The organism is Lentzea sp. NPDC020367, assembly GCF_044387305.1.
In the GTDB taxonomy this organism is placed as follows: Bacteria; Actinomycetota; Actinomycetes; order Mycobacteriales; family Pseudonocardiaceae; genus Lentzea.
Genome location: NZ_JBIRVV010000007.1, coordinates 276,390 through 291,108 on the forward strand (window position 1 = coordinate 276,390; position 14,719 = coordinate 291,108).

14 protein-coding genes and 1 pseudogene are annotated in these 14,719 nt (G+C 67.7%); 5 read left to right on the plus strand and 10 right to left on the minus strand.

The window, feature by feature from the left end; genetic code table 11:
* Positions 1-41: 41 nt before the first annotated feature.
* On the minus strand, positions 42-1,520 hold the full coding sequence (locus ACH413_RS29555; protein WP_360042285.1) for an amino acid adenylation domain-containing protein: 1,479 nt from the start codon (positions 1,518-1,520) through the stop codon (positions 42-44).
* Between the two features lie 143 nt (positions 1,521-1,663).
* On the opposite strand from ACH413_RS29555, the gene ACH413_RS29560 reads away from it, so the two are divergent.
* Entirely contained in the window at positions 1,664-2,137 is a 474-nt protein-coding gene (locus ACH413_RS29560) for a hypothetical protein (protein WP_319978457.1), read from the plus strand.
* Positions 2,138-2,255: 118 nt separating this feature from the next.
* On the opposite strand, the gene ACH413_RS29565 is transcribed toward ACH413_RS29560, so the two are convergent.
* The 3 genes from ACH413_RS29565 to ACH413_RS29575 all read right to left on the minus strand — a co-directional run bounded on the left by ACH413_RS29565 (position 2,256) and on the right by ACH413_RS29575 (position 5,778).
* The gene (locus tag ACH413_RS29565; RefSeq protein ID WP_360042282.1) at positions 2,256-4,007 is read right to left on the minus strand and encodes a DHA2 family efflux MFS transporter permease subunit; all 1,752 of its coding nucleotides are present in this window, start codon (positions 4,005-4,007) and stop codon (positions 2,256-2,258) included.
* 244 nt (positions 4,008-4,251) lie between these two features.
* Positions 4,252-5,331, minus strand: coding sequence for an acyl-CoA dehydrogenase family protein (locus tag ACH413_RS29570; protein ID WP_360042280.1), 1,080 nt, complete (start codon positions 5,329-5,331; stop codon positions 4,252-4,254).
* Between the two features lie 21 nt (positions 5,332-5,352).
* Positions 5,353-5,778, minus strand: coding sequence for a nuclear transport factor 2 family protein (locus tag ACH413_RS29575; protein WP_360042277.1), 426 nt, complete (start codon positions 5,776-5,778; stop codon positions 5,353-5,355).
* A 163-nt stretch (positions 5,779-5,941) separates the two neighbouring features.
* Here ACH413_RS29575 and ACH413_RS29580 point away from each other — a divergent pair, with 163 nt between their 5' ends.
* Positions 5,942-6,424 (plus strand): SRPBCC domain-containing protein, encoded by a 483-nt coding sequence (locus tag ACH413_RS29580; RefSeq protein WP_093600122.1) that lies wholly within the window; start codon positions 5,942-5,944, stop codon positions 6,422-6,424.
* A gap of 76 nt (positions 6,425-6,500) precedes the next feature.
* On the opposite strand, the gene ilvN is transcribed toward ACH413_RS29580, so the two are convergent.
* The 3 genes and pseudogenes from ilvN to ACH413_RS29595 form a co-directional block, all read right to left on the minus strand.
* Positions 6,501-6,767, minus strand: coding sequence for an acetolactate synthase small subunit (gene ilvN / locus ACH413_RS29585; protein WP_093600125.1), 267 nt, complete (start codon positions 6,765-6,767; stop codon positions 6,501-6,503).
* Positions 6,767-8,485 (minus strand): annotated as a pseudogene (locus ACH413_RS29590) (acetolactate synthase large subunit); the annotation flags it as partial. The gene ilvN and the pseudogene ACH413_RS29590, both read right to left, overlap by 1 nt.
* A gap of 5 nt (positions 8,486-8,490) precedes the next feature.
* Positions 8,491-9,306 carry an AfsR/SARP family transcriptional regulator gene (locus ACH413_RS29595; RefSeq protein WP_030474542.1) on the minus strand — a complete coding sequence of 272 codons (816 nt, stop codon included), beginning with the start codon at positions 9,304-9,306 and terminating at the stop codon, positions 8,491-8,493.
* Between the two features lie 544 nt (positions 9,307-9,850).
* Between ACH413_RS29595 and ACH413_RS29600 the strand changes: the two genes are divergently transcribed.
* Positions 9,851-10,813, plus strand: a complete 963-nt coding sequence (locus ACH413_RS29600) for a histidine kinase (protein WP_360042272.1) — start codon at positions 9,851-9,853, stop codon at positions 10,811-10,813.
* A 206-nt stretch (positions 10,814-11,019) separates the two neighbouring features.
* Here the strand turns inward: ACH413_RS29600 and ACH413_RS29605 are convergent, their stop codons facing one another.
* The 3 genes from ACH413_RS29605 to ACH413_RS29615 all read right to left on the minus strand — a co-directional run bounded on the left by ACH413_RS29605 (position 11,020) and on the right by ACH413_RS29615 (position 13,243).
* Complete coding sequence (locus ACH413_RS29605) at positions 11,020-11,625, minus strand: DNA-binding response regulator (protein ID WP_093600134.1); 606 nt, start codon at positions 11,623-11,625, stop codon at positions 11,020-11,022.
* Between the two features lie 276 nt (positions 11,626-11,901).
* Entirely contained in the window at positions 11,902-12,585 is a 684-nt protein-coding gene (locus tag ACH413_RS29610) for an SDR family oxidoreductase (RefSeq protein ID WP_360042268.1), read from the minus strand.
* Between the two features lie 67 nt (positions 12,586-12,652).
* Positions 12,653-13,243: a TetR/AcrR family transcriptional regulator gene (locus tag ACH413_RS29615; RefSeq protein WP_360042265.1), complete on the minus strand. Its 591-nt coding sequence runs from the start codon at positions 13,241-13,243 to the stop codon at positions 12,653-12,655.
* 89 nt (positions 13,244-13,332) lie between these two features.
* Here ACH413_RS29615 and ACH413_RS29620 point away from each other — a divergent pair, with 89 nt between their 5' ends.
* A complete protein-coding gene (locus ACH413_RS29620; protein WP_360042262.1) occupies positions 13,333-13,641 on the plus strand; it encodes a hypothetical protein in 309 nt (102 codons plus the stop codon).
* Positions 13,638-14,540: an oxidoreductase gene (locus tag ACH413_RS29625; RefSeq protein WP_360042259.1), complete on the plus strand. Its 903-nt coding sequence runs from the start codon at positions 13,638-13,640 to the stop codon at positions 14,538-14,540. Before ACH413_RS29620 ends, ACH413_RS29625 begins: the two co-directional genes overlap by 4 nt.
* Positions 14,541-14,719: the final 179 nt, after the last annotated feature.

Here is a 14,719-nt window from a genome sequence, read left to right on the forward strand (position 1 = left end):
AAGGGCGGGCTCTCCTTGCGAGCCCGCCCTTTCGCGTGTCCTCAGATGTAAAGCGACTTGGAGTTCCAGTCGGGTTCCGGCAGAGCCTTGCGGTCGGTCTTGCCGTTGCTCGTGATCGGCAGTTCGTCCACCACGACGAACCCGGCCGGCACCATGTGCTCGGGCATGTTCGCGCGCATGTGCGTCTTCAGCGCCCGCTTGTCCAGCTCCTCACCGGACTTCACGACCCACGCGACGAGCCTGCGGTCACCGCTGGGGTGCGTGCGGAGGCTGACGGCGGCGGTGCGGACCTGCGGGTGCTCGGTCAGCGCGTTCTCGACCTCGCCCGGTTCGATCCGGAACCCGCGCAGCTTGAACTGGTCGTCGATGCGGCCGAGGAACTCGACCACGCCGTCCGCGCGCTTGCGGCCCTGGTCGCCGGTCCGGTAGTAGCGCTCGCCGTTCCAGCTGCCACGCACGAACTTCTCGTCCGTGAGGTCCGGCCGCTTCCAGTAGCCGCGCGCCACCTGCGCGCCGCCGATCCACAGCTCACCGGGCGTGCCCGGCTCGACGGGCTTCCCCTCCGCGTCCACGACGACGACCTCGACGTTCTGCAGCTGCGAGCCGATCGGCACCGCGCCGCCCAGGTCCTCGTCCGCGCCGATGCGGTGGCAGGTCGCGAACGTCGTCGTCTCCGTCGGCCCGTAACCGTTGACGATCTGCACCTCCGGCACGGCTTCGCGCAGCTGCCGCACGTGCGGCACGGACAGCACGTCTCCTCCGGACAGCACGGTGTGCACGCCCTTGAACGCGGCCACGTCGACGTCGATCTGCCGGTGGAACAACGCCGCGGTCAGCCACAGGACGCTGATCTCGTTGGACCGCAACAGGTCGCCGAGCTCCTCGGCCTGCACGACACCGGGCGGGGCGAGCACCACGCGGGCGCCGTTGAGCAGCGCGCCCCAGATCTCGAACGTGGCGGCGTCGAACGCGACCGGCGCGAGCTGCAGGATCCGGTCCGCGGGCGTGACGTCGACGTAGTTCGCGCCGGTGACGAGGTTCGTGATGTTCCGGTGCTCGATCATCACCGACTTCGGCTTGCCCGTGGACCCCGAGGTGTACATGAGGTAGGCGAGGTCCCGGGGAGCGACGACAGGAAGCTCCACTGTGGACCTTCCGGTGGGCGGCGACACCTTCAGCGTGGTGAAGCCGGCGAAGAACTGGCCGATGACCAGGGACACGTCCGCGTCCGCGAGCATCATCGAGACCCGTGACTCGGGGTCCTCCGGATCGATCGGCACGTACGCCGCGCCGGCCTTGAGCACGCCCAGCAGCGCCACGACGAGCTGCGGCGACCGTTCCAGGCACACCGCCACCCGGTCGCCGGGCAGCACGCCGGCCTCGGCCAGCTCACCGGCCAGCGCGTCCGACCACCGGTCCAGCTCGGCATAGCTCAGGGAACCCTGTTCCGCCGACAGCGCCACCGCGTCAGGCGTTCTGGCCGCCCGGCAGCGGAACGCGTCGGTCACCGTTGTGGACATGCCCCAGCTCCTCTCATTTCGCCCATCCTCCGCAACCGGGCTCGAAGTCCCCTCGGGTCACAACTGGCGCTACAGGGGTGTTTGAGCTGCCCGAACAACACTCAGCGCGTCCGCTGCCCCACCTCACCGGAGGCGCATCCCCCATGAACGTCCGCAAGAAGGCTCTGGCCGCCGTGGCCGCCTGTGTGCTGGCAGTCCCCGTCGTCGCCGCCGCTGGTGCCAACGCGAAGCCCAGCTACGAGAACGCTCTCGTCGGCCGCTGGGACCTCACCGTGACCATCCACATCGAGGAACCGCCGCTGCTCACGCCGCTGTTCTGCGACTTCACCGCCGACTACCAGCTGCACTGCGAGACCAAGCCCGGCTACCCGGACCAGCTCGAGGGCCGGGGAGTCTGGACCGCGCAGAAGGACGGCCAGTTCAGCTTCTGGATCACGCACCACGCCCACCGCGACGAGAACGGCAACCCGGTCGGCTCGATCAACGCGAGCCACCTGGGCAAGATCAGCGCGAACAAGAAGAAGTTCACCACCAAGGCGCACACCTACATCAACCTCAACGACGGCACCCCGTGGCAGGGTCCGGTCGACGTCGAGGGTGACGCCAAGCGCATCTGAAGTTCCCACGGCAAAGGCCCCTCACCGTCGGCGAGGGGCCTTTGCCGTGTCCAAGCCCTGAAACGGCCGGAGGCCCCAGGCGGATCGCCTGGGGCCTCAGGATTCCAGCGGGAGAGAACTACGCCTTGGCGGTCTCCTCAGAGCCCTCTTCGGCGCCTTCCTCGGCCGGCGCGCCCCACTCCTCCTGCTTCAGCCAGCGAGGCAGGAAGGAGGCCAGCAGCAGCGCCAGTGCGGCGAAGCCGAAGCCCACGTACAGGGTGGTGCGGAACGCGTCCGTGAAGGACTGGCCCGCGGCCTGGTGCGAGTACTTGTCGGCGATCGCCTTGGCCTGCGGGTCGGCCTGGACCGCGGCACACGCCGAAGCATCCGGCGTACCGGAGAACGTGGTGGCGGCACAGGTCTGGAAGGCACCCGCGAGTTCGGTGGCCTTGGCGTCGGCGACACCGGCGGTCACGAGCTCCTGGCGCACCTGCGGGGCCAGCGACTCCGCGTTGGCAGCACCGTGGGAGGCCAGCGGCGCGAAGAACGCCAGCGTCACGACCGAGATGCCGACCGCGAAACCGAGCTGCTGCTTGGTGTTGATCAGGCCGGATGCCGCACCCGCGTCCTCGTGCGGCACCTCCTGGAGGGCGAACAGCGCGATCGGGGTGGCCGTCATGCCGAAGCCGAGACCGATCAGCAGCAGTCCGGGCACGAGGCCCCAGCTGGTGATGTCGGGGCTGACCGAGAACAGCAGCACCGCGACACCGACGGCGATCACGACGGCACCGACCTGCAGGACGGCGCGGCCGAACTTCGGCACCAGCGCGATGACCGAGGCCGACGCGGTGATGAAGGCACCGATGCAGAACGCCAGCAGCGTGACACCGGTCCGCAGCGGCGAGAAGCCCAGACCCTCCTGCAGGAACAGGTAGAGGGCCAGCATGAACATGCCGGTGAACGAGAACATGCCCAGCATCAGCGCGAGGGCCGCGGAGAAGCTGCGGGACTTGAACAGGCTCAGCGGGACCAGTGGCATGCCGTCCTTGCGCTGCTTGGCACGCTCGTAGGCGACGAAGCCGATGAAGCCCACGACGGACGCGGCCATCAGCACGAAGCCCCACGCCGGCCAGTGCAGCTCGCGGCCGAAGGTGAGCGGGAACAGCAGAGCGGTGAGGCTGACGGTCGCGATGACGACACCGATCAGGTCGAGCCTGATCCGGCTCGGCGCCTTCGACTCGTTGATGTACTTCCAGCCCAGCGCGTAGCCGATCAGACCGATCGGGACGTTGACCAGGAAGATCGTCCGCCATCCCCAGTCGAAGACGTTCGCGGCGACGAGCACGCCACCGACGAGCGGCGCGATCGTGGCGGCGAGGCCACCGATGGTGCCCTGGATGGCGAAGACCGCGCCCTTCTCCTTGTCGGGGAAGGTGACGTGGATGATCGACATGACCTGCGGGACCATCAGGCCGGCCGCGAGACCCTGGGCCAGACGGGAGATCACGAGCATCTCGGGGTTGACCGCGATGCCGCACAGGAACGACGTGAGCACGAAGCCGAGCACGCCGAGCTGGAACATGCGGCGACGGCCGTAGATGTCGCCGAGACGCCCACCGGTGATCAGTGTGAGCGCGAACGCGAACACGTAACCGGCGGTGATCCACTGCAGCTGCACGAAGCTCGCGCCCATGCCGTGCTGGATCGCGGGAAGCGCGACGTTGACGATGCTGCCGTCCAGCATGTCCATGAACGTCGCCACGGTCATGATGATGAACGCGATCCAGCGGCGCGGGTCAGCCGCCGAAGGCGCGTCAACGACCTCAGCCGCCTGCGCAGCGGCAGTCGCCGGTGGCGACTCCAGGTCGGGATTGGTATTGGTGGAGGTCACGATTTCTCCTCAAGTGACTTATTTTCGCTGCGCACGACAGGCGATGGGTCAGGACTACTCGTCGGTGAAAGCCGGTCGAGTTGAACGAGGTCCCACCCCCTGCCTGAAAAACGACTGCCGGTCGATGACCTTCAGGGTGATCCCCTCCGCTTGAGTCCCGGTCAGGTCGCGGCGGAGCGTTTCGCGCGCACGCCGAAGGCCCTGGTGCCGGGGAGGTGGGCACCAGGGCCTGTCGAGTCCGGGGTCAGCCGTAAAGCGACGCCGGATAGGTGCGCACGGACGCGGTCTCGTACCGCAGGGCGACGTGGCTGGAACTGCTCACCACGTCACGCCAGAACCGTTGCAGCGCACCGCCTTCCGCGAGTCCGCTGGTGCCGGCGGCCCGCACCAGGCCACCGACCGCGTCGACCAGGACCTCGGCCGCGTAGGCGACGTTGCGCTCGTTGCGCGCCATCGCGGCCGGGGTGAACTCGCGGTCGTCGAGCACCCTGGCGTTCTGCTCCACGAGCAGCCTCGCCGACTCGACCTGACCCGACGCGCGGACCAGGTCGACCGCGGACGTCACGGCCTGCTTCTTCCCCGACAGCACCGAAACGCACGCGTCGAGCGCTCCCATCGCCGCACCGACGGCCGGAGCGGCGAACGTGAGGCCGCCGACCGCCTGGAACGGGACGTTGTGGCTCGGCACCGGCGACCAGCTGGTGCCGGTGAGGAGATCCGCCCGGTTGAGCGACAGGTGGGCGGGCACGAACACGTCGTCCACCACGACCGAATGGCTGCTGGTGGCCTTCATGCCGACGCTGTCCCACGTCTCGAGAATGGTGAAGTCCTTGCGCGGCAGTGCGAAGAACCGGCCTTCCTCGCCGACCATGCCGCACAGCAACGCCCAGTCGGCGAAGTCCACGCCGCTGACGTAGGTCCACCGGCCGCTGAGCCGGTGGCCGCCGTCGACGACGGTGCCCTTGCCCATGGGCGGCTGGCCGGTCACGATGAACGTGTCCGGACCGGACGCCCAGATCTCGTCGTGACCCTGTTCGGGCAGCAATCCCGCGAACCGGGACGAGTACGCGGACAGCGACGCGCACCACGCCGCGGCCGAGCAGCCCTGTCCGACGGTGAGCACGGCCTGGGTCAGTTCTGCGAAAGTGCCTTGCGAGCCACCGCGTTCGGCTGCGACGAAGTGCCGCGCGAACCCGGCCTCGCGCAGTGCCTCCACGACCTCGGGAGCCAGCTTGCGGGTGGCGTCGGCGTCGGCCGCGTGCTCCGCGGCGATCAGCTTGGCCTTTTCCGCGAGCGCGACGAGCCCGGTGTTCTGAGCAGTCACCTCGTCACCTCCTGGGAAACTTCACGCAGCCTGAACGGGCAGGTCGCGGTGAATGGTGCGGGACTTGGTGTAGAGCTGACCGTCGATGCGCACGAGCACGTCCTCGATGGAGAAGGTCGGCTCGAAGCTGACCACGCCCTCGGCGGTCGTGCGGGTGACGAGCGACGCGTAGCTGACGTTCAGCGTGTTCTCGTCGACCTCTTCGATCAGGTAGTGGTCGTTCCAGTGCCGCACGGCGACGCCCTTGTAGCGGGGCAGCGCCGCGCTGGAGCCGGCGATCAGAGCCGCCCGGCCCTCGATCTTCTCGCCCCGGTGGGCGTGGTCGGTGACCCCGTCCTCGGTGAACGTCTGGGCGTAGGCCTCCACGTCCAGCGCGTCGAGCAGCCGCATCTGCTGGGCGTAGAACGTCTGGACCTCGATGTGGACCGCAACATTGAGTGGGGACACGACAACTCCTCGGTCTGCCGGTTTCGCTACCGCGAATATGGGTGCGGCCGCTGGACATCCGGTCGAGCCGTCCTGGTTCGACCCCGGTTCCAGGTGGGGTTGAGACAAACCGGGCAGGGTCGAAGGCGACATCTCCCTTACTAGAACTCGCGAGGAGGGCCACATGGCCTCAACTCCCGATGTCGCCAAGTCGGTGACGGTCGAGGCGACGATCGAGCAGGCGTTCGCGATCTTCGCGTCGAAGCCGATCGAGTGGTGGCCGGAGTCGCACGTGTTCGTCAAGGACCGGCAGGCCATCACGATCGAACCGTTCGTCGGCGGGCGCTACTTCGAGCGCGGCGCGGACGGCGAGGAGATCGCCTGGGGCACCATCACCGAGTGGGACCCGCCGAAGCGTCTCGTGATGACGTGGCGCGTCGGCCCCTACTGGCAGCCGATCTTCGACGACGAGAAGGCCTCGTTCATCAAGGTCGACTTCGAGGTCGTCGGCCCGACGACGACGAAGGTCACGCTGACCCACGCTGACCTGCACCGCCACGGTGAGATCGCCGAGGGCATCCACAAGGCGCTCGACGGCCCGTCGCCGGGCGAGACGCTGGAGACGTACGCCCGCGTGATCGAGAAGCACGTCCCGAAGGCTGCCTGAGGGCCCGGAATCCCTCAGGTGAAATAAAGAAACGGCCGCCCCAAGCCTCCGGGGCGGCCGTTTCTTCGTGCTGTGTCTAGGCGCCGAGCTCGATCGCTTCGTCGTGCGTGCGGTCGACGACGCTCTTGACGTCGACGACCCGGCCGAGCTGCTTGATCAGCTGGACGATCGTGCGCCCCGGCTGCAGCTCGACGACGACGTCGAGGCGGGACAGATCGCCCCGCTCGGCCGGCGCGAGGCTCAGCGACTCGACGTCGACGCCACGGCTGGAGAACAGCACCACGATCCGAGCCAGCGCGCCGGGCTCGTTGCGCAGCAACAGGGAAAGCGAATGTCTGGTCATCACTCTTCCTCGTCGAACAGGGGCCGGATGCCCCGCGCGGCCATGACCTCGTCGTTGCCGGTGCCCGCGGCGACCATCGGCCAGACCTGGGCGTCCTGTCCCACCACGAAGTCGACGACGACGGGCCGGTCGTGGACCGCCATCGCCTCCAGGATGGTTCCGTCCACTTCGGACTGGCTGTCGCACCGCAGGCCGACGCAGCCGAGCGCGTCGGCCAGCTTCACGAAGTCGGGGTGGCGCTGGTGCGTGCCGAGCCTGGTGTTGGAGTAGCGGCCCTCGTAGAACAGGGTCTGCCACTGGCGGACCATGCCGAGGTTGCCGTTGTTGATGATCGCGACCTTGATCGGGATGCCTTCGGCGGCACAGGTCGCGAGTTCCTGGTTGGTCATCTGGAAGCAGCCGTCGCCGTCGATGGCCCACACCGTGCGCTCCGGTGCGCCGGTCTGCGCGCCCATCGCCGCCGGCACCGCGAAGCCCATCGTGCCCGCGCCGCCGGAGTTGATGAACGAGCCGGGACGTTCGTACTTCACGTACTGCGCCGCCCACATCTGGTGCTGGCCGACGCCCGAGACGTAGATGCTCTCCGGGCCGGCGAGCTTGCTGAGCCGTTCGATCACGTACTGCGGCGCGAGCATGCCGTCGGCGGGCCAGTCGTAGCCCAGCGGGTAGGTGGTGCGCAGTCCGCCGAGGTAGTTCCACCAGTCCGTGAGATCGGTCTTGCGGGTGATCACCGCTGAGAGCGCTGCCATGACGTCGCGGCAGTCGCCGACGATGCCGACGTCCGCCTTGCGGTTCTTGGAGATCTCGGCGGGGTCGATGTCGGCGTGGATCACCGCGGCGTGCGGGGCGAACTCCGGCAGCAGTCCGGTGACCCTGTCGTCGAACCGGGTCCCGAGCGCGATCAGCAGGTCGGCCCGTTGCAGCGCGGCGACGGCGGGCACCGTGCCGTGCATGCCCGGCATCCCCAGGTGCAGCGGGTGCGAGTCGGGGAACGCGCCGCGGGCCATGAGCGTGGTGACGACCGGGATCCCGGTCTTCTCCGCGAGCTTGTGGAGCTCTCCCGCCGCGCCGCTGCGGATCACGCCGCCGCCGATGTAGAACACCGGCCGCTTCGACGAACCGATCAGCTGGGCGGCGTTGCGGATCTGCACCGGCGAGAGCACCGGGCGCGACGGCGTGACGAGCTTCGGTGGTGTGTAGGTCGTGGCGGTGGCCAGCACGTCCTTGGGCAGGTCCACCAGCACCGGGCCCGGCCGCCCCGATGACGCGAGCCTGAACGCCTCGGCGATCACCCGCGGAATGTCGGCCGGGTCGTGCACCTGGAAGCTGTGCTTGGTGATCGGCAGCGTGATGCTGCGGATGTCCGCCTCCTGGAAGGCATCCGTCCCGATCACCGACCTCGCCACCTGGCCGGTGATCGCCACGATCGGCACCGAGTCCATGTAGGCGTCCGCGAGAGGCGTCACCAGGTTCGTCGCTCCCGGCCCTGATGTCGCCATGCAGACGCCCACTCGTCCGGTCGACTGCGCGTACCCCTGGGCGGCGTGGCCGGCACCTTGTTCGTGGCGCACCAGCACGTGCCGGATCTTCGAGTCGAACAGCGGGTCGTAGGCGGGCAGGATCGCCCCGCCGGGCATCCCGAAGATCACCTCGCAGCCGACGTCCTCGAGCGCCTTGATCAACGCACCTGCACCGGTGGTATCCACGGTTGCTCCCCGAACTTTCAGCCCGCGAGCTGGCGCTCCAGCTGGCGCGGCGACAACGGCTTGTCGAGCGACGGCTCGGAGCTCAGGATCGCCCGCTGCAACTGACGCAGCCTTTCGGACGGCTCAAGCCCCAGCTCTTCGATCAGCGTGTCGCGCAGCGACTGGTAGGCCTCCAGCGACTTCCACTGCCGTCCGGCCCGGTAGAGCGCGAGCATGTACTGCGCGCACAGGTTCTCGTGCATCGGGTGCTGCGCGGTGAGCACCGACAGTTCGGACAGCAGCGACTGGTGCTTGCCCAGCTGCAGGTCGGCCTCGATGCGGGTCTCCAGCACGCCGAGGCGGCTTTCCTGCAAACGGGTGACCTCCATGCCGAGCCGGACGCCGATCTGCACGTCCACGAGCACCGGTCCGCGCCACACCTCGGCGGCACTGCGCAGCAGCCTGCTCGCGGATTCCAGGTCGCCGATCTCGAACGCCCGCTGACCCGCGCTCGCGAGCCGCTCGTAGCTGCGGACGTCGACGCTCTCCGGCGGAACGTCCAGCATGTAGCCGCCGTAGCGGGTCACCAGGACGTTCTTCGCGACACCGGGACCCTCCCCCGGCATGGCCGCCTCGATGCGCCGGCGCACCTGCAGCACGTAGGTCTGCAAAGTGGTGAGTGCGCTGCGTGGCGGTGTCATTCCCCAAAGCTCTTCGATCAACGTCGGAACCGTGACGACGTGTCCAGCCTGCAGTCCGAGCAGCGAGAGCACCTGCCTGGGCTTCACCGCGCTCGGCGCGATCGAGACGCCGTTCTCCCGTGCCTCCAGCGGTCCAAGAACCTTGATCTCCATTGGAGCCTCCCCTGCTCAGCGGCGGACGACTTGGTCGTGCCATCAAGTTCACCTGAGGCGGGCTATCGGACGCCACGTATCCGGCCATGACTCTCGGATGGCGAACTACTGCGCCCGGCGTGAGATATTCATATACTCAAACGAACCCAAACCGTCCCGCCTCGTAATCGACCGACCACGAGCGGTGACAGTTGCGAAAAATACTCGTCCATTGGCGTGACATTGAGTCGCGAGTCAATGCGACTTCGCATTCTGAACCGATTCAGTTGCCGTCCCGAACTGCTCTCGCATGTCTAGTATTCGGCCTGGGCGCGCGCCGTGCGAGGTGTTTGACCGGCGTTGACACTCAGACTTTGCTCTGGAGCGGTTTGCTCTTGGGGGGCACGTGAATGCTTCGCCTGCGATACCGAGATACCGCGCGATCATCGTCGCGGTGTTCGCCGCGGTGTGCCTGACCGACCTGACGCGCGCGCTACTTCTCACCGGCGAAGTCACCGAATTGGCGGTGTCGGTCATTGATTTAGCGGTACTTGTCCTACTGCAAGTGTCGTATTTCCGGCGTCTGAGCGCACTCCAGCGACACCTCGCACTGACAGCCCAGGCCGTACTGCTGGTCCTGCCGTACGTCCTCTTCGGCTATTCCTGGACTGGCGTCGCGGGCCTGGTCGCCGGCAACGCCCTCCTCGTCCTGCGCCCCGCGCTGGGCTGGTCCATCTTCGTGGCGACAGTGGTCGCGACCGGCCTCGCCCAGGCCGCCCACGGCGAGGCGATGATGGCCACCACCGCTACCGCACTGCTGCTGGCGGGCCTGGCCACGGGCTTCGCGACCCACCGCGACTGGCCGGCCCCTCCCGAGCCCGAGCCGACTCCCGCCCTGGTCGTAGACCCCGTCGTCACCACCACCGCGGCGGTCACCGCCGAGCGCGTCCGCGTCGCCCGCGACCTGCACGACCTGCTCGGCTACAGCCTCAGCGCGATCAAGCTGAAGAGCGAACTGGCCCACCGGATCGTCGCGGACCGCCCGGACCACGGCTGGGAGTTCATGCAGGAGCACATCACCGACATATTGGACATCACCCACCACGCCCTGGCCGACGTGCGCTCACTGGCCCGCGCCTACCGCCCGCTGTCCCTGGCGGACACGTCCGACTCGGCCAAGGCGATGCTGGCGGCGTCGAACATCGACGTGAGCGTCGAACTGTCCCACGACCCGCTCCCGGAGCCGGTGGAGACCGTCCTGGCCGCCGTCCTGTGCGAGGCCGTCACGAACGTCCTGCGCCACAGCGACGCCAGCACCTGCACCATCGGCGTGCACCAGCGCGGCACCACGATCCTGCTCGACGTCATCAACAACGGCGCCGCCGACCGCCCGGTCTCCGCCGACTGCAACGGCGTCCGCAACCAGGCCGAACGCATCAAGGCCGTCGGCGGCACGTTCAGCGCCCGCCACATCGGCGACGGCTCGTTCCACGTCCACGCCACCATCCCGGCGACCCCGGAGCCCTGACCCTCAGGCCCGCAGTCGCCGGGCAAACCAATATATTGGCGCGCCCGGCCACCGTTCGCCCCAAAGACGATCTTCCCGCACACCCCTGACCTGGCCCTTAGCAACGAGTCTTTGGACTTCGTCCGCAAAAGACTCGTTGCAATGGTCCCGGCGAAGGCTCGGCGAAGATCCGGAGCAGCCCGCCCTGAGCCGACCCAGGGCCCGGCTCAGAACCAGCCGGACTTGCGGGCGATGCGGACGGCGTCGACCCGGTTGCGGGCGTCGAGCTTGGCCGTCGCCGCCGTCAGGTAGTTGCGGACCGTGCCGACCGACAGGAACAGCGTCGTGGCGATTTCCATGGCGTCCGCGCCGTCGGAGGCGAGTCGCAGCACTTCCAGTTCGCGTGGCGTCAGAGGGCACTCATCGGTGTCCCACGCGGAAAGAGCGAGCTGCGAGTCGATCACGCGCCGACCAATTGAGACACCGCGAATGGCGTCAGCGAGTTCTCCGACTGGAGCATCCTTGAGGATGAAGCCATTCACTCGTGCGTTGAGTGCTCGGCGCAGAGTGCCCGGCCGGCCCAGGCTGGTGAGAATGAGTGTGCGCGTCTCCGGTGCGGTGTCGTGGATCACGGTGGCGGCGGAAAGGCCGTCCATACCCGGCAGGTCGATGTCGAGCACCGCTACGTCCGGTTTGTTCTTCTCGACCGCCGCGATGATTTCGTCACCGGTTGCGACAGAGGCGACGACCTCAATATCCGGTTCAAGATTCAACAAGGCGACCAAAGCACCGCGGACCATTTGCACGTCCTCGGCTAGTAGCACTCTGATCATCCGACCCCCTTGCTTGCCCCCAGGTCACCATTTCGAGTCTTACACTCGGTGACCATGCAGGACAAGCATTGAGTCCGGGTGCGCCGAGCGTTACTCCAAATGCGCTAGGAGCAATTAATGAGGTTAATCGGCGGATGACCAGGGGTCACCAGTCGCTCACAGATAGCTCAGGGACCGAATCGAGTACCGGGACGACTCGAGCACTGCCCGAGCACAAAGCGGTACAAGCGATTCGGCCCCTGAAGCAGGCTCTGAAGTGATCATCACGGAGATGACTCAGCGCGTCTCGCCCCATCGCTCCAGCAGTTCCAGGCCGCCGTCGACGGTGATCACCTGACCCTGAATCCACGCGGCCTCGTCGGTGCAGAGCAACGAAACGGCGTTCGCGATGTCCTGCGGCAGGGTGACGCGACCGGACGGGCTCTTGATCGCGAGCCGGTCCACCAGGTCCGGATCGATGTTCATGGGGCCGTTGTCCACAACGGTGGTGACAACGGCGTTGACCGCGACCTTGTACCAAGCCATTTCCAGCGCGAGCGTCCGAATCACACCGTGCACCGGTGTCACCGTGTAGCCGGCGATCACCACGCGGCCGCCGTCGACGAGAGCCTTGGCGAGCGGCTCCACGATGTTCAGCAACGGCGTGAGGTCCGGCGACACGGCGTGGTGCACGAACACGTCGAGCTGTCCGCGGTCCTGCTTGACCTGGTCGAGCAGGGAGCGGACCGAGTGCTCGTCGTGGATGTTCAGCTTGGTGACCGTCACCGAGCCGGGCTTGCCCGCGAGCACGGTCTTCGCGCGCTCCAGGTCGACGTTGTCCTCGTCGGATGTCGTCAGGATGACATGGGCGCCGTTGTCGCAGAGCTTGCTCGCGATGGCGAGGCCGAGCCCGTGCGTTCCCGACGTGACAACTGCGATCTTGCCGTCGAGTCCCAGGCGCGTGTTGACAGGTTCGATCATGATGCCGACCACCTCTGTTGTCCGCGTGGTGATCGACGCTCCGCCCGGCCACTAGGGCCGAACTCGACTACTTCTTGCGCAGACCTTCCAAAACACGCAGGATCGCGCGTTCGACCTCACGCCCGGTGCGCTTCGGATCGGACGAGCTCGCGATGGTGCTCGCGCACGCGGACAGCGCGCCGAACAGCAGCCGGGCCATGATCTCCACCGGCGCCTCCTCGATCTCACCGGCGTCCACGAGCAGCTGCACGGCCGTGCGAAGCAGACCGAAGCTGAACTGCTCCTCCGCCTCACGCCAGCGTTCCCAGCCCATCACCACTGGCGCCTCGTGGACGATGATCCGCTGGTACTCCGGTTCCAGGCACTTGCGGACGTACGCGCGCAGACCGGCGACCGCGGTCTCCCAGGCGTCGCCGTCCGCCGTGATCACCGCGGTCAGCGAGGCGATCGAGCGGGTCTCGACCTGGGTGAAGGCCGCCTCGAACAACGCCTGCTTGCCGCTGAAGTGGTGGTAGAGCGCACCTTTCGTCACGCGGGCGCGTTTGACGACCTCGTCGAGCGAGGTGCCGGCGTAGCCGCGTTTGGTGAAGAGGTCGACGGCGCTGTCCACCAACGCCTGCCTGGTCGACTCCGAGTACTCGGAGCGTCGAGTTCGCACGACCGAAACGTATCTCACATACCGACGGTACGTACCGGTGGTATGTTCGTGTCATACCGAGGGTATGCGAGAGACCGGGGGTACGAGACATGGGCTGGGCAGACCACTACCGTCGCCGCGACGCGCTCGACGCCGTCCTGCGCGACGCCCGCCGCGACCCGTCCGCGCCGCTGATCGTGGATCCGGACGTCTTCGGCTCACTGCACGAACTGCTGCTGGCACTCGACCACCGCTGGCAGAACAAGCTGACCGCCCGCATGGAGAACGCCGGATTGAACGGCCACGTTGACGAGGGCCGTGTCACGGCCGAGCTCGCCGCCGACGAACCGGTGTTGCGCGCGGTGCTCGACACACATCTGTCGCTCGGCAGCTACCGGACGGTAGGAATGACTCCATGAGTCGTTGGACCGAAGCCGACATCCCCGACCAGACCGGCCGCACAGTCCTGGTGACCGGCGCGAACTCCGGTCTCGGCCTGCGCACCGCCCAGGTGCTCGCGGCCAGGGGCGCCCACGTGATCATGGGCTGTCGCTCGGTCCAGCGCGGGGAGACCGCGCGCCGCACCGTCAAGGGGTCTGCCGAGGTCCTCGAGCTCGACCTCGCCGACCTGGCCTCCGTGCGCACAGCCGCAGAGACGACCGCGGAGAAGGTCGAGAAGCTCGACGTCCTCATCAACAACGCGGGAATCATGGCCGTCCCGAACGGCCGGACCGCCGACGGCTTCGAGCGCCAGTTCGGCACCAACCACCTGGGCCACGCCGCACTGACGTTCCTGCTGCTCCCGACGCTGCGCCGAAGCCCAGGCGCGCGCGTCGTCACCGTGTCGTCGCTGATGCACCAGTACGGCCGCATGAACTTCGACGACCCGAACTGGGAACGCCGCTCGTACAGCGCCCGCAGCGCCTACTGCCAGTCGAAACTGGCGAACCTGCTGTTCGCACGCGAGCTGGAACGCCGTTCGCCGGACGTGACGTCCATCGCGGCGCACCCCGGCATGACGGCCACCGACCTGGCCAACAACATGGCCGACGCGCACAGGTCCGTCGTCATGCGGGCCGGCGGCAAGCTGTTCGGCCTGTTCTCGCAGTCCGTCGAGATGGGCGCGTTGCCCCAGCTCTACGCGGCGACCTCACCCGAGGCACACGGCGGTGCGTACTACGGCCCCGGCGGCTTCAACGGCCTGCGCGGCCACCCGTCCGTCGCGGGAATGACCGCCGCCGCCCGTGACGATCTCGCCGCGAACCGCCTCTGGGAACTCACGATCAAGCTGACCGGAATCGCTCCAGATCTTCCGTAGGGGTGTCGGCGCCCTCGCCTGGGGGGAGTGGGGAAGGCGCCGACGAGGCCCGGTCGTCACCTCCGGGCCGGGAACATCTTCGGTCAGGAAGTGTTGTTCATGTTCGACGCGACCTGCGTGAACAACAGATCGTGAACAACGAGCGCTCCACCGGGAGCCCGGTTCTGGCGCTTAGCCTG

Coding starts and splice junctions, on each gene's coding strand:
- ACH413_RS29625 (WP_360042259.1), top strand. CDS start 13,638: ATGAGTCGTTGGACCGAAGCCGACATCCCCGACCAGACCGGCCGCACA.
- ACH413_RS29555 (WP_360042285.1), bottom strand. CDS start 1,520: ATGTCCACAACGGTGACCGACGCGTTCCGCTGCCGGGCGGCCAGAACG.
- ilvN (WP_093600125.1), bottom strand. CDS start 6,767: ATGACCAGACATTCGCTTTCCCTGTTGCTGCGCAACGAGCCCGGCGCG.
- ACH413_RS29605 (WP_093600134.1), bottom strand. CDS start 11,625: ATGATCAGAGTGCTACTAGCCGAGGACGTGCAAATGGTCCGCGGTGCT.
- ACH413_RS29560 (WP_319978457.1), top strand. CDS start 1,664: ATGAACGTCCGCAAGAAGGCTCTGGCCGCCGTGGCCGCCTGTGTGCTG.
- ACH413_RS29595 (WP_030474542.1), bottom strand. CDS start 9,306: ATGGAGATCAAGGTTCTTGGACCGCTGGAGGCACGGGAGAACGGCGTC.
- ACH413_RS29620 (WP_360042262.1), top strand. CDS start 13,333: ATGGGCTGGGCAGACCACTACCGTCGCCGCGACGCGCTCGACGCCGTC.
- ACH413_RS29580 (WP_093600122.1), top strand. CDS start 5,942: ATGGCCTCAACTCCCGATGTCGCCAAGTCGGTGACGGTCGAGGCGACG.
- ACH413_RS29610 (WP_360042268.1), bottom strand. CDS start 12,585: ATGATCGAACCTGTCAACACGCGCCTGGGACTCGACGGCAAGATCGCA.